Annotated in this window: 11 protein-coding genes; 7 read left to right on the top strand and 4 right to left on the bottom strand. The window is 54.0% G+C overall.

Going from position 1 to position 13,161, the window contains the following annotated elements; all coding sequences use genetic code 11:
- Positions 1–136 precede the first annotated feature (136 nt).
- From priA to ABNT34_RS02790, 5 genes are all read left to right on the top strand, one after another.
- Positions 137–2,305: a primosomal protein N' gene (gene priA, locus ABNT34_RS02770; RefSeq protein ID WP_348728613.1), complete on the top strand. Its 2,169-nt coding sequence runs from the start codon at positions 137–139 to the stop codon at positions 2,303–2,305.
- Between the two features lie 101 nt (positions 2,306–2,406).
- The gene (locus ABNT34_RS02775; protein ID WP_348728614.1) at positions 2,407–2,931 is read left to right on the top strand and encodes an SPOR domain-containing protein; all 525 of its coding nucleotides are present in this window, start codon (positions 2,407–2,409) and stop codon (positions 2,929–2,931) included.
- A gap of 81 nt (positions 2,932–3,012) precedes the next feature.
- Complete coding sequence (gene hslV / locus ABNT34_RS02780; RefSeq protein ID WP_031567167.1) at positions 3,013–3,534, top strand: ATP-dependent protease subunit HslV; 522 nt, start codon at positions 3,013–3,015, stop codon at positions 3,532–3,534.
- Between the two features lie 9 nt (positions 3,535–3,543).
- Positions 3,544–4,875 (top strand): HslU--HslV peptidase ATPase subunit, encoded by a 1,332-nt coding sequence (hslU, locus tag ABNT34_RS02785; RefSeq protein WP_348728616.1) that lies wholly within the window; start codon positions 3,544–3,546, stop codon positions 4,873–4,875.
- Positions 4,876–4,899: 24 nt separating this feature from the next.
- The gene (locus tag ABNT34_RS02790; protein ID WP_348728618.1) at positions 4,900–5,277 is read left to right on the top strand and encodes a DUF971 domain-containing protein; all 378 of its coding nucleotides are present in this window, start codon (positions 4,900–4,902) and stop codon (positions 5,275–5,277) included.
- Between the two features lie 21 nt (positions 5,278–5,298).
- Here ABNT34_RS02790 and ABNT34_RS02795 read toward each other — a convergent pair whose 3' ends face one another.
- From ABNT34_RS02795 to ABNT34_RS02805, 3 genes are all read right to left on the bottom strand, one after another.
- Positions 5,299–7,161 (bottom strand): HAMP domain-containing methyl-accepting chemotaxis protein, encoded by a 1,863-nt coding sequence (locus ABNT34_RS02795; RefSeq protein ID WP_348728620.1) that lies wholly within the window; start codon positions 7,159–7,161, stop codon positions 5,299–5,301.
- Positions 7,162–7,246: 85 nt separating this feature from the next.
- A complete protein-coding gene (locus tag ABNT34_RS02800; RefSeq protein WP_348728622.1) occupies positions 7,247–7,771 on the bottom strand; it encodes a phosphatase PAP2 family protein in 525 nt (174 codons plus the stop codon).
- Positions 7,772–7,840: 69 nt separating this feature from the next.
- A complete protein-coding gene (locus tag ABNT34_RS02805; RefSeq protein ID WP_348728623.1) occupies positions 7,841–9,850 on the bottom strand; it encodes a bifunctional diguanylate cyclase/phosphodiesterase in 2,010 nt (669 codons plus the stop codon).
- Positions 9,851–10,011: 161 nt separating this feature from the next.
- Between ABNT34_RS02805 and rraA the strand changes: the two genes are divergently transcribed.
- Positions 10,012–10,497: an RraA family protein gene (rraA, locus tag ABNT34_RS02810; protein WP_348728625.1), complete on the top strand. Its 486-nt coding sequence runs from the start codon at positions 10,012–10,014 to the stop codon at positions 10,495–10,497.
- Positions 10,490–11,551 carry a formimidoylglutamase gene (locus ABNT34_RS02815; protein WP_348728627.1) on the top strand — a complete coding sequence of 354 codons (1,062 nt, stop codon included), beginning with the start codon at positions 10,490–10,492 and terminating at the stop codon, positions 11,549–11,551. The genes rraA and ABNT34_RS02815 overlap by 8 nt, the downstream gene beginning before the upstream one ends.
- A 20-nt stretch (positions 11,552–11,571) precedes the next feature.
- On the opposite strand, the gene ABNT34_RS02820 is transcribed toward ABNT34_RS02815, so the two are convergent.
- Positions 11,572–13,086 (bottom strand): bifunctional diguanylate cyclase/phosphodiesterase, encoded by a 1,515-nt coding sequence (locus ABNT34_RS02820; RefSeq protein WP_348728629.1) that lies wholly within the window; start codon positions 13,084–13,086, stop codon positions 11,572–11,574.
- Positions 13,087–13,161: the final 75 nt, after the last annotated feature.

A 13,161-nucleotide genomic window follows, 5' to 3' on the forward strand; every position in this document is an offset into this window, starting at 1 on the left:
TTCAACTTTTTATTCCGGTTTCGCAGAAAAAAGCAGCGGTTTAATCGCAACAGCTGCAGCCAGCGAAAAAAGCGTTGTGAGGACAAAGTCAGACTGGCTACACTTTGCCGCATTCTGTATCAGGACGATCAGCCTTTTGAGCCAAATCCGCGTCGCTTTACCTGTGCCTTTGTACCAGCATTTTGACTACCTGTTGCCTGAAGGGTTGCAGGTTCAGGTCGGCGTGCGGGTGTTGGTACCTTTTGGCAAACGCGAACTGGTCGGGATTGTCTGGCAGCTAAACCCACCTGACGCCTATTCCGACAAACTCAAACCTATCAAGGCGGTGCTGGACCAGCAACCGTTGTTCGGCGAAGCCATCCGCCAGCTGCTCAGCTTTGCTGCCGATTATTATCATCACCCGCTTGGCGAAGTGCTGGTCAGTGCCCTGCCCGCGCTATTGCGTGAAGGCAAAGCTGTCCTCGACGGCCATGGCCGGGTGTTACAGCTGACGGAGCAAGGCCGCGCACTGTCGGCATCAGAGCTGACCCGGGCGCCGCGCCAGCTCGCATTATGGCAACGCCTGCAACAAACCGCAGTCCGCGATGATGATTTAAGCGGCGAAAGTACCACCATTAAGGCCATGCTCGACAAAGGCCTGGTTGCATGGCAGACAGTGCCATTTAGCGCTTTTGTACCACAGCCAGAGCGACAACAGCCGCTGCAGCTCAATCCGGCACAAGCACTTGCAGTCAGTGCCATTAATCAGGCGGCCGGCAGTTTCAGCCGGTTTTTACTGGAAGGTGTGACCGGCTCCGGCAAAACCGAAGTCTATTTGCAGGCGATAAGCCCGGTGCTGCAGCGCGGTGAACAAGTGCTGGTGCTGGTACCGGAAATTGGCCTGACGCCACAGACGCTGGCGCGCTTTGCCAAAAGATTTGCCGTGCCGCTGCAAATCTGGCATTCCAATATGACCGATCAGGAACGCTTACTGGCCTGGCAACGCAGCCAGAGTGGCGACGCCGCTATTACCATCGGCACCCGCTCAGCCTTGTTTCTACCGTTTGCCCGGCTGGGGTTGCTCATCATCGACGAAGAACATGATGCCTCACTGAAACAGCAGGATGGTTTTCGTTATCACGCCCGCGATTTAGCAGTTAAACGCGCCGCACTGGCGCAATGCCCTATTGTGCTCGGTTCTGCCACACCCAGCCTCGAATCTTTGTATAACGTGCAACAGGGTAAATTCGCCCATTTACCATTGCCAGAGCGCGCCACCAGCCAGCAAGTGCCGAAAATTGAACTGCTGGATTTAAAACAACAGGTACTGAAACATGGCCTGGCCGATGGCACACTGGCGCACATCAAACAACGACTGCAGCGCGGCGAGCAGGTGATGCTGTTCTTAAATCGCCGCGGTTTTGCCCCGGCGCTGATTTGCCATGAATGCGGCTGGCTGACCGAATGTCAGCGCTGTGCCGCTTTTACCACCTTCCACAAACAAAGCCGCCAGCTGGTGTGTCATCATTGTGGCGCCAGCCGGCCTGTGCCACATCAATGTGGCCATTGCGGCAGCACACAGCTCGCACCGGTCGGGCAAGGCACGGAACAGTTGGAAGAGCAGCTGCAGCAGCTCATTCCGGATTTCCCGGTGCTCCGCTTAGACAGGGACAGTACGCGGCGTAAAGGCAGCCTCGAAGCGTTACTGACAGAAATTAATCAGGGACAACCGGCGATTATCGTCGGTACGCAGATGTTGGCGAAGGGCCACCATTTCCCCAATGTCAGCCTGGTGGTGATTGTCGATGTCGACAGTGCTTTGTATTCCAGCGATTTTCGCGCCTCCGAACAATTAGCGCAGTTGCTGACCCAGGTGGCCGGTCGCGCCGGTCGCGGTGATATTGCCGGCACTGTGCTGTTGCAAACCCATTATCCCGGCCATCCGCTGTTGCAGGATGTCATTCAAAACGGCTACAGCTCTTTTGCCCGCAGCGCTTTACTGGAACGCCAGCAAACCCGGCTGCCGCCTTATCAGCATCTGGCCTTGTTCAGGACTGAGTCTTTTGACAGTCAGGATGGCCTGGCATTTTTAAGCATCATTCAGCAGCTTATCGCCACGCACTGCCCGCAAGTGCAATATCTCGGGCCACTGAAACCGCCGCTGGAGCGCAAAGCCGGCAAATTCCGCTGGCAGTTACAGCTGTTTTGTCAGGACCGGCGCTTGCTGCATCAGGCGCTGGACCTCACACTGGAACAAAGCCGCAATCTGCCGCTGGCGCGTAAAATCAAATGGCAGCTCGATGTCGATGCGCTGGACCTGAACTAAACCAAATCCAGCTTCTCCCGGCACGCGGCAAAATTCAGCCTTACTTTTTTACTGTCAAATCCAGTACAATCAGGCCATATCTGTCGCCGCAAGAATTTGGCATGCCTCATCAAGATTATGTAAAAACGGCCCGGCCAGCACCGCGTCCAAAGAAAAAACCAAATGAAAAGAAGCCTTTACCAATACTGCTGATTAGTGTGGTCAGTATGTTGACCTTGGCTTTCGGCGCTTTTTTATGGCACATCTCACACAGACCCGGTGCCGAAGCTGCCGCAGCGGAAGCCAAAGCAGTAGTCACAGAAACCATAGTGAAAGACGAATTGCCGCCAAAACCGGCGAAAGAGCCTTACACCTACATCAAAGAGCTGCAAACCAAAGAAATTCAGGTTGAAGCCGAACAACTGGCCGCCAAGGCGCCGGCCAATATGTATTGCGGAACCTTTAAAGCTCTTGAGGGCGCGCAGCAGTTAAAGGCTAAAATGGCCTTTGCCGGCGTCAGTTCGGAGATCCGTCAGTCGTCCGGTAAATACCGGGTGGTGTCAGGGCCTTATGTCAGCAAACGTCAGGCGCAAAACGACAAAAACAAACTGTTGAACCAAAAAATCGCCAACTGCTGGGTGATCTAGCGCTTCCCGCCGGGCCGCACGCTTGAAATCAGCAGCCCGGCTCCCCATATCTGCCGTATTCGTCCTCTTAGAACTGAACTCATGACCACTATTGTTTCTGTACGCCGCAACGGTGAAGTTGCACTGGGCGGTGACGGCCAGGTGACCCTGGGCAACACTGTGATGAAAGGCAACGCGAAAAAAGTCCGCCGCCTGTATCACGGTAAAGTGCTGGCCGGTTTTGCCGGTGGCACTGCTGATGCTTTTACTTTATTTGAACGCTTTGAAGCCAAGCTGGAGCTGCACCAGGGCCATCTGATGCGCGCCGCGGTGGAACTTGCCAAAGACTGGCGCACCGACCGGATGCTGCGCAAGCTCGAAGCATTATTAGCCGTCGCCGACGCCAACTGCTCCTTGATCATTACCGGTAACGGCGACGTGATCCAACCGGAGCAGGACCTGATCGCCATCGGCTCCGGCGGGCCTTTTGCTCAGGCCGCGGCCACGGCGCTGTTAAATAACACCGAATTACCCGCCAGCGCTATCGTGGAAAAAGCCCTGACCATTGCCGGTGATATCTGCATTTACACCAATCATCATCATACGATTGAAGAATTAAAATAAGGCCCTGTTATGTCGGAAATGACTCCCCGCGAAATCGTCCACGAGCTGGACCGTCATATCATTGGCCAACAAGGCGCCAAACGCGCTGTGGCTATCGCGCTGCGTAACCGCTGGCGCCGGATGCAGTTGGACCCGGCCTTGCGCCAGGAAGTGACGCCAAAAAATATCCTGATGATTGGCCCGACTGGTGTGGGTAAAACCGAAATCGCCCGCCGGCTGGCCAAACTGGCCAATGCGCCTTTTATTAAAGTCGAAGCAACCAAGTTCACTGAAGTCGGTTATGTCGGTAAAGAAGTCGACAGCATCATTCGTGACCTGACTGACAGCGCCGTGAAAATGATCCGCGAGCAGGAAGTGGCGCGTAATCGTTTCCGCGCTGAAGAAGCCGCCGAAGAACGGATTCTGGATGTGTTGCTACCGCGCGCCCGCAATAACTGGGGCGAAGTCGAGAATAGCGACAGTGACTCCAACACCCGGCAGATCTTCCGGAAAAAACTGCGCGAAGGCCAGCTGGACGACAAAGAAATTGAACTGGATTTATCGGCCGGGCCACTTGGCGTCGAGATTATGGCGCCGCCGGGTATGGAAGAAATGACGCAGCAGCTGCAGTCGATGTTCCAGAACCTGGGCCAGGAAAAAACCAAAAAGCGCAAACTGAAAATCAAAGATGCGTTTAAACAGCTGGTGGATGAAGAAGCCGCCAAACTGGTGAATCCGGAAGAGCTCAAAGCCAAAGCTTTAGAAGCGGTCGAGCAAAACGGCATCGTTTTCATCGACGAAATCGACAAAATCTGCAAACGCGGTGAAAGCAGCGGGCCTGACGTGTCGCGCGAAGGCGTACAACGCGATTTGTTGCCATTAATCGAAGGCTGCAGCGTCAACACCAAACACGGCATGGTCAAAACTGACCATATTCTGTTTATCGCCTCCGGCGCTTTCCAGCTGGCGAAACCATCAGATTTAGTGCCGGAATTACAAGGCCGGCTGCCGATCCGGGTCGAACTGCAACCGCTGACAGCTGCGGACTTCGAGCGTATTCTGACCGAACCGAAAGCCTCGCTGACCGAACAAACAGTGGCGATGCTGGCGACTGAAGGTGTGCAGTTAAAGTTTACTGAAGACGGCATCAAGCGTATTGCCAACGCGGCCTGGCAGGTCAATGAACGCACCGAAAATATCGGCGCGCGCCGGCTGTACACTGTGATGGAACGGTTACTGGAAGAAGTGTCGTTTGATGCCGCCGACCATCAGGGCCAGCAGGTGGTGGTGGACGCCCCTTATGTCGACGGCCATCTCGATGCGTTGGTACAGGACGAAGACTTAAGCCGGTTTATTCTGTAATTCAGCCCTTGATAAGGACTCGTTATGCATCAGGTCAGCAAACTGCATTATCACCGCAAGCAAAAACTGCTGGATGTGCAGTTTGCTGACGCAGTGTTGGCACAGTTCAGTGCCGAGTTTTTACGCGTGATGTCGCCATCGGCAGAAGTGCGCGGGCATGGCACGCCTGTGCTGGTGGCGAACAAACGCGACGTGGCGATCAGCCAGATTTTACCGGTCGGTCAGTATGCCGCGAAGCTTATATTTGACGATGGGCACAACACTGGTTTGTACAGCTGGAGCTATTTACGCCAGCTGCACGAGCAAAAAGACACGCTGTGGCAGGACTATCTGCAGCGGCTAAAAGCCGCCAATGCAGTGCGGGATGCGAAACTCGAGATCCGTTTTCACAGCGGCGTCTGACGCCGCTGTGTCGCTTTCCGCTTATGCTTTAAACCGGTCAACCGTCTGATGTAACCGCGCCGCCTGCGCTGCAACTTCCTCACTGATTTGGGCGTTATGTTCAGCGATTTTCAGCGATTGCTCGGAAATATCCCGAATACGGATGACGTTTTTATTCACTTCCGCCGCCACATGGCTTTGCTCTTCCACTGCCGTCGCAATTTGTGTGGTCATTTCCATAATATGGGTTACGTCGCCGGTGATGGCGCTGAGCAGACGACTGGCCATACCGGCCTGCTCCGCACCACTTTGCCCGCGTTCGCGGCATTGTTGCATCGAACCAACAATAGCGCGGGTGCGGCCCTGTAAACCGGAAATAATTTGTTCAATTTGCCGGGTGGATTCCGCAGTGCGCTGGGCGAGGCTGCGCACTTCATCGGCCACCACAGCAAAACCGCGGCCCTGTTCACCGGCCCGCGCAGCCTCAATGGCCGCGTTTAACGCCAGTAAGTTGGTTTGTTCGGCGATGCCGCGAATGACATCAATCACAGAGCCAATAGTGCTGCTGTCCTGTTCCAGCTCCGCAACTACAGTAGCCGCCTGCTGCAATTCGTCGGACAAAGCACGGATGCGGCTGACCGTTTGTTCCACTTCTTTCATGCCTGCCGCCGCATTCTGATTGGTGGCGTCAGCTTTATTGGCAGTGTTTTCGGTATTGCCGGCAATTTCTTCAATGGTCGCACCCATTTCAGTAACCGCCGTTGCCACCATGTCGCTTTCCATCTGTTGCTGCGCCATACCCCGACTGGTTTCAGCGGTTGACTGCGCCAGTTCAGCAGTCGCGGTATCTAACATTTCCAGCGCCTGATTCACACTGCGCACCAGATCCTGAAAGTCAGACAACATCGCGTTGAAGTCCTGTGCCAGCAGCGTCATTTCGTCGCGGCCTTCGACAGTGACACGCTGGCGGAAATCATTGTCTTTACGGATCACACCAATAGTGCGGCAGACATTCTGGATTGGCTGCAAAATACTGCGGGACGTCAGCAGCACCAGTACCACCACCACCGCTAACACGATAAAAAACAGCGTGAACGCCAGATACTTGGCCGCCGCAGAAGCTTTTTCCAGCGCCGTGTTAGCTTTGTCCGTCATCGCCTGCAAACTGGTTTCGGTTTCGTGTACCGCTTTACGCATCTCACCCATAATGCCCTCGTCATGTTTCAGGCCCATGGTCTGACTGCCCGCTACCAGATTGCGATAGGCTTCGGCATAGCTGTCAGCTGCGTTTTGTAAAGCAGTGCTGGCATTTTGCCCGGCTAACAGGGATTTAAACCGGCTGAATTCAGCATTAAAACTATCGAGATACTTCAGGTCAGCGCGCAGCATAAAATCTTTCTCGGCGCGGCGCAGTTGCAGCAAACTAACCAGCAGCGTGTCGTTATTCACTTGTTTGAATTCGCCTTCGAGCTGATGCGCAGCGGCGCGCAGCGCGCCATACAGACCGGATTGTGGATCTAACCCCACCTGCTCGGCTGTTTTCACTAATGACTCAAATTTTTGCTGATATAAAGCGGTTTGCTGGCGGAAAATTTTTAATGAGCTGGTATCAATGTCATGGGCTGCCAAATCACGCTCCAGCAAATTCAGCCCCTGATTCAGCTCCTGCATGGTTTTGTTGAATTTGTCCTGATAGGCGATGTCTTTGCGCATCAGAAAATCTTTTTCATGCCGGCGCAGCACCAGAACGTCGCGCTCCAACGCGGCAATTTCCACATTGATTGCCGCCAGCGCGGTAAATTGCATATTTTGGAAAATTAACAGCAACAACATCACCAGCATGGCCGCTCCGACCACCAGACTGTTGACCATTAACCGGTTTTTAATCGACAGATTACGTAACATTCCCACCCTCCTGCTGAACCGCGTATCCGGTTAAGCATAGGTAAGAAAATCTGCGGCGCAGGAAAACACAGATAAATTTTATTGCTTAACTGAGACTTAGCATTGCCAGCGCCACACTACTCGCCCCCAGCAACATACCAGCCAAAATGTCGCCGGGGAAATGCACACCCAACAGCACACGCGACAAACCGACCAGGCAGCCCCACAGCAGCACCAAAGGCAGCCAGACCGTCGCCATCACCGCGATACAGCTGACCATGACAAAAGCGCCGGCAGTATGACCGGACGGTAAACTGAAGCGATCTGAAGGTTCGATATGCGCCTGAAATTGTCCGGCCATAGCCACCGCTGGCCGCGCCCGGCGGAACAGGTTTTTTAACAGCAGATAAGCTGGCAATTCGATGGCAAAAGCCAAAGCCAGCAAAGTGACGAATTGCAGATCAGCATGCGTGCCGCGCCAGTACAGGCCAGCCGCGAACAACGCATACAGAGGGCCATCGGCTGTTTTTGAGATCCAATAACTTAACCGTCGTAAGCGGCCTTGTCCCAAGCCTAAAAACAACCGCGCAAAACAGCGTTGATCCAATTCAATCCAGCGTTGTCGGTGCATAGCGCTCTCCGGTCACATCGGTATGCTGTGACCAGCCTAATCAGCCATGATGACAACGGCATGACAACGTCAGAACGATAGTTTCTGTTGTAACAATGCCAGCGCATCGGCCTCCGGCAAAGGCTTGGCAATCAGATAACCCTGGGCTGCATCGCAGGCCATGTGGCGTAGCAGCAACAGTTGATTGGCATCTTCCACACCTTCGGCCAAAATCCGTTTGCCCAGGCCATGCGCCAACGTGATCATGGTTTTGACTATCATCATGTCGGAATCGCTGCCGGCCATATCGATGATAAAACTGCGGTCGATTTTAATTTTATCAATCGGCATGCGGCGTAAATAACCCAATGATGAATAACCGGTACCAAAGTCGTCGATCGACACGCGAATGCCCATTTGCTGCAGTTCGGTGACGAAGTTGCGGCCTTGCTCCATATCCCCCATCGCGGTGTTTTCAGTGATTTCCAGTTCCAGCATGGTCGGCGGCACTTCATATTGCTGTAGCAATTGCTGGATCCGTTGTTTCAGACCGGCCTGTTCAAAGTGGATCGGCGACATATTAACGGCAACCGACAACAACACCTGCTGTTTGCGCCAGCGTCCCAGCGTTTCAACCGCCTGTTCCAGCAGCTGCATATCCAGCTCGCGCATCAGGCCTATTTGCTCCATTTGCGGCAAAAACTGACCCGGCATCACAATACCCCGCTCCGGATGATGCCAACGCACTAAGGCTTCAAAACCATCAATCCGTTGCTCGCGGATATTCCATTGCGGCTGGTAATACAACACAAACTGTTTTTGTTCCAGCGCCAGTAACAGCTCTTTTTCCAATAGCAGTAACCGGGCAGTTTCCTCTTCCATACCCTGATGGTATTGGATCCAGCGTTGTTGCTGCCGCTTGGCCTGGTGAAAGGCAATATTGGCTTTTTGCAGCAAGGATTCGGCACTGGCAGCGTGATCCGGAAATTGCGCCACACCGATAGTCGCAGTCAGTTTTAATAAACCGGAGTCAAAATTAAAAGGTTTTTCAATCAGTTGCTCTACATGGTGCAAACAGAACTGCCGCTGCTTATCGGTCAGAATGTCCTGCAACACCAGCGCAAAAATATCGCCGCCGGTGCGCGCGACCAAACAAGGTTTCAGAATACTAGTTTCGAAACGACGGGTGACCTCACGCAGAATACGGTCACCCTGTTTCAGGCCAACGGTTTCATTGACCGTTTTAAAGCGGTCCAGCCCTAACATCACCAACAGCAAAGGTTGTTGCGCCGGTTGTTGAATCAAACCAGACAGCTGCTGCAATAAAGCGTCCCGGTTCAGCGCGCCGGTTAACTGGTCGTGGGAATCCAGATAGCGGGTTTTGGCGGTCAGTTGTTGGTTGGTACTGCGTTCGTCGTCCTGTAACCAGACCACCAGCCCTAACCCCAACAGGGTCTGGAAAAACAATTCCAGATGTTTGCCAACCAGTAATACCCGCAAAAACAACTGCCCCTCACCGAGCCAGCCTGACAATAAAGCGAGTACTATCAGCAAGATGCCCCACAACAGAATCGAAATCGCCACCAGTTTGCCGATGAAAATCCGATGCGGCAGACCAAACAGCCAAACGCCGGAAACCGCCAGCGCAGCACCAACAAATAACAAACGCAGATTGAGCTGAACCACGGTTTTCCACAGCGAAGGCCCGTCCTGAAACACAAACAAGGCGACGGAAACCGCCGCCAAAGCCGCCACCAGCAGCAATAACTGATTAACCAGCCGGCTGGAGATCCGTTCTGAACTGATAGCTTCGCGCACACCAACCAGCACATAAATGGCAAAGGCATAACTGGCAAACAGATAACCAAATTCCAGACTTACCAACACGCCATACACCGGTCCTGTCGCCGGATTTAATGCCACATGACTGGCCAGTAATAGTAAATAAGTGGCATAACAGCCAAAGGCCACGGACCAGGATTTCAGATAATGCCGCTGATAAATCCGGAAGAAATACCACAGGATAAAACTCAGCGCGCAGGATAAACCAGCCTGGATCAGGAACAGCGAAATGCGGGCCAGTGTCAGTTCAAGGCTCAAGGGGACAGACCAGAGACGAGATATGTAAGCAAAAACTAACACAGCTGAAATGGTTTTGCACTGCTGTTACCGGCATAATTCGGCGCTTCTGTCAGGCTTGAGCTTGAAGACAATAGGGTTATACTGTCCCCTAACCAATTGATCCAAAGGCGGGAATTACCATGCAATACAATACTTCTGAATTATGTGATCTGTATGCCGACATGATTGATGTGGTTGAACCGATTTTTGCCAATTATGGCGGCCGCCGTTCCTTTGGCGGTGTGATCCATACTATTAAATGTTTTGAAGATAACGGTCTGGTCCGGCAGATGCTGGCAGAACCCGGCGTTGGCAAAGTGCTGCTGATTGACGGCGGCGGCTCGGCACGCCGTGCACTGATTGATGCGGAGCTGGCCGCACTGGCGTCAGAAAATGGCTGGGAAGGCATTATTTGTTACGGCAGCGTGCGCGATGTCGACACGCTGGAAGATTTTGATTTGGGCATTCAGGCGGTCAACGCCATTCCGGTGCGCGCCGATGATCAGGGTTTTGGCGAAACCGACGTACCGGTCAATTTCGCCGGTGTGACTTTCCTGCCGGAAGATCATATCTACGCCGACAGTACCGGTATTATCCTGTCAGCGGAGCCACTGGACATTGAGTAACTGGCTACAACGGCTGCAGAGCGCTGACTTAGCCGCCTGGCAGCAACATCGCCCCGGTGAAGTGCGGCTCGGTGCCGCACTGCGTTATCTGAATCCGCTGTTAACGCTGGAAGATGCGCTGGCAGCGGCTGTGCAGCATGGTAGCCGTTTTGCTCTGTTCGGTATTCCGGAGGATATAGGCCCGCGGGCCAATCTGGGTAATGGCGGTGCAGACCTCGGTTTTAATGCCTTTTTAAGCCGATTTATCAACTTACAAGATAACCAGTTTGCTGCTTCTGGCGAACTGCTGCTGGCCGGCACTATTGCCTGCGACGACCTGCAACAACGCGCCGCACTGCTGGATGCCGCAGATCCGGACCAGCTGACACAACTGCGTCAACTCTGCAGCGAACTGGATCTGCGGGTGTATCACGTCGTGCGGGCCATCTTTGATGCCGGTCTGACCCCCATTGTCATCGGCGGCGGCCATAACAATGCCCTGCCGATTTTGCAGGCACTGGCCAATCACGCCGGCCAGGCCGCTGATGCCATTAATCTTGACCCGCACTGCGATTTCCGTCTGCTGGAAGGCCGGCACAGCGGCAATGGCTTTAGTTATGCCGCGAAGGCCGGCTGGTTGCGGAAGTATTTTGTGCTGGGTTTACACGAACTGAAAAATTCCGCCACCGCTTTGCAACAATTGACGGCGGCCGGTGCCGGCTATTGCAGTTATCAGCGCATTTGGCAACGCCGTCAGCTGACGTTGGCACAGGCGATTCAGCAAGCTATTGATTTTGTTGGTGCCGATGAGAGCATCCCGCTGGGGATTGAACTGGATACCGACAGTATCAGCGGCATGCCAGTCAGCGCCTATACCAATTGTGGCGTGACTGTGGCGGATGCTGAGTTTTATGTCTGGCAACTGGCGCAGTTAGCGCGGGTTCGTTACCTGCATCTGGCGGAAGCTGCTCCGGCGCAACATCCGGCCGGGCTGAAAGCAGGCATGAATGAAGCAGGCCAAGTGCTGGCCGCGCTGGTACTGGCTTTTATTCAGGCCAGAGCTGCCCATCACTAGGGCATGGCCCGGTCAAAAAGTCAGCCGCCGTTCTGATTAAACTGATGTTGCCGCATCCAGGCCGGTAATCCGGCCAGCGCAAACGGCTGGCTGAATAAAAAGCCCTGTGCACGGATGCAGCCCATCCGTGCCAGTTTTTCTGCTGTTGGCTGCTCTTCGACCCCTTCCGCCACCACATCCAGCCGCAGATTTTTTGCCAGATCAATAATGGCACCGGTAATAGCGACCTGTGCATCCGACTTATGCATACCACTGATAAACTGCGCATCAATTTTGACCTGTTGCAGCGGAAATTCACGCAGCATGCCAAGCGAAGTATACCCGGTGCCAAAATCGTCCAACACCAGCACCAGGCCAAGTGCCCGCAGCCGCTGCAGCATCGGCAGCACGGCCTGCGGCTCTGTCATCAGCGCTTCTTCTTTTAATTCCAGAATCAGCTGGCCGGGCTTGACCTGATGCTTTGTAAGCAACTGCTGAATATGTTCGGCCAGTTCAATCTGCAATAAATCGCTGCTGCTGATATTGACGGCGAGCTGCAGCAAAATGCCTTCTTTTTGCAAGGTGGCCAGCATCTGGATGGTCTGCTGTAGCACCCAGCAGGTGAGCGGAAACATCAGCCCCATCTGTTCTGCCAGCGGAATAAACTGTTTCGGTGCCAGCAACCCTTGCTCCGGATGCGCCCAGCGTAATAACACTTCGGCAGCGACTACTTGCCGGTCCGGCAACAACACTTGCGGCTGCACATCTAACTGCAACTGTTGCGAAGCGATGGCTTGCTGCAGCTGTGCCATCATCGCCAGCCTGTCTGGTGTGGTCGCAGACATTTCGTTCTGATAAACCGGTGAATCTGCACCGCTCAGTAAGCGTTGCTGCAGCGCCAGATGGGCTTTTTCCACCAGTTCTGAGAAATCCTGGCCATGTTGTGGGTATAAACTGATGCCGGCCAGAATCCGGTAATCGACAGCACAACCGCGTAACAGCAGCGGTTCGGCAATTTGTTGTTCCAGCTGATGCGCCAAATAGCCGGCCTGATGTTGCTTGCCCTGCTGGTCAACTAATAACAGGAAATCGACACCGCCAAGGTGCGCCACATAAGCATCGGCACTGCTGAGCGCCAGAATGCCCTGATGTGCCGCAGCCGCCTGATTGAGTCGCCGGGCGATTTGACTCAGCACCAGATTGGCGTGGCTGTAACCAAGCAGTTGGTTGACACGTTCAAACTGGTCGATTTTGACCAAAACCAGCGCCAGCTGCGCCTGAGGCCGGCTGGAGATAAAAGTACGAAAATCCTGCTTCGCCAGCCATTTATTCGGCAGGCCACTGATGTCGTCATGCAATAAATGAAAGGGCGGTTCATGACCCGCTGCGACAGGGGAAGGCCGGCGCGCACGCCACCACAAGATGATGATAAAAACACACAGCAGCGACAAACCGATGAAAGCAGCAAAGACCCACCAGGGCAAAGCATCGGCCTGAGTCGCAGCGGCGGCGGGCACAGCGCACAAGGACGCGACAACAACAAAACTCCAGCGCATAGATCCAGTACCTGAGGAGTGCGTATGCGCTGAGCTTACGCTTTTTTGTTTCGTTGTAAAGTCAGCGCGCCGCGG

Source organism: Rheinheimera texasensis (genome assembly GCF_964031785.1).
Lineage (GTDB): Bacteria > Pseudomonadota > Gammaproteobacteria > Enterobacterales > Alteromonadaceae > Pararheinheimera > Pararheinheimera texasensis_A.

Bases quoted from the DNA above. Each gene is read 5' to 3' on its own strand.
- ABNT34_RS02775 (WP_348728614.1), top strand. From the start codon at position 2,407: ATGCCTCATCAAGATTATGTAAAAACGGCCCGGCCAGCACCGCGTCCA.
- hslV (WP_031567167.1), top strand. From the start codon at position 3,013: ATGACCACTATTGTTTCTGTACGCCGCAACGGTGAAGTTGCACTGGGC.
- hslU (WP_348728616.1), top strand. From the start codon at position 3,544: ATGTCGGAAATGACTCCCCGCGAAATCGTCCACGAGCTGGACCGTCAT.
- ABNT34_RS02790 (WP_348728618.1), top strand. From the start codon at position 4,900: ATGCATCAGGTCAGCAAACTGCATTATCACCGCAAGCAAAAACTGCTG.
- ABNT34_RS02795 (WP_348728620.1), bottom strand. From the start codon at position 7,161: ATGTTACGTAATCTGTCGATTAAAAACCGGTTAATGGTCAACAGTCTG.
- ABNT34_RS02800 (WP_348728622.1), bottom strand. From the start codon at position 7,771: ATGCACCGACAACGCTGGATTGAATTGGATCAACGCTGTTTTGCGCGG.
- rraA (WP_348728625.1), top strand. From the start codon at position 10,012: ATGCAATACAATACTTCTGAATTATGTGATCTGTATGCCGACATGATT.
- ABNT34_RS02820 (WP_348728629.1), bottom strand. From the start codon at position 13,086: ATGCGCTGGAGTTTTGTTGTTGTCGCGTCCTTGTGCGCTGTGCCCGCC.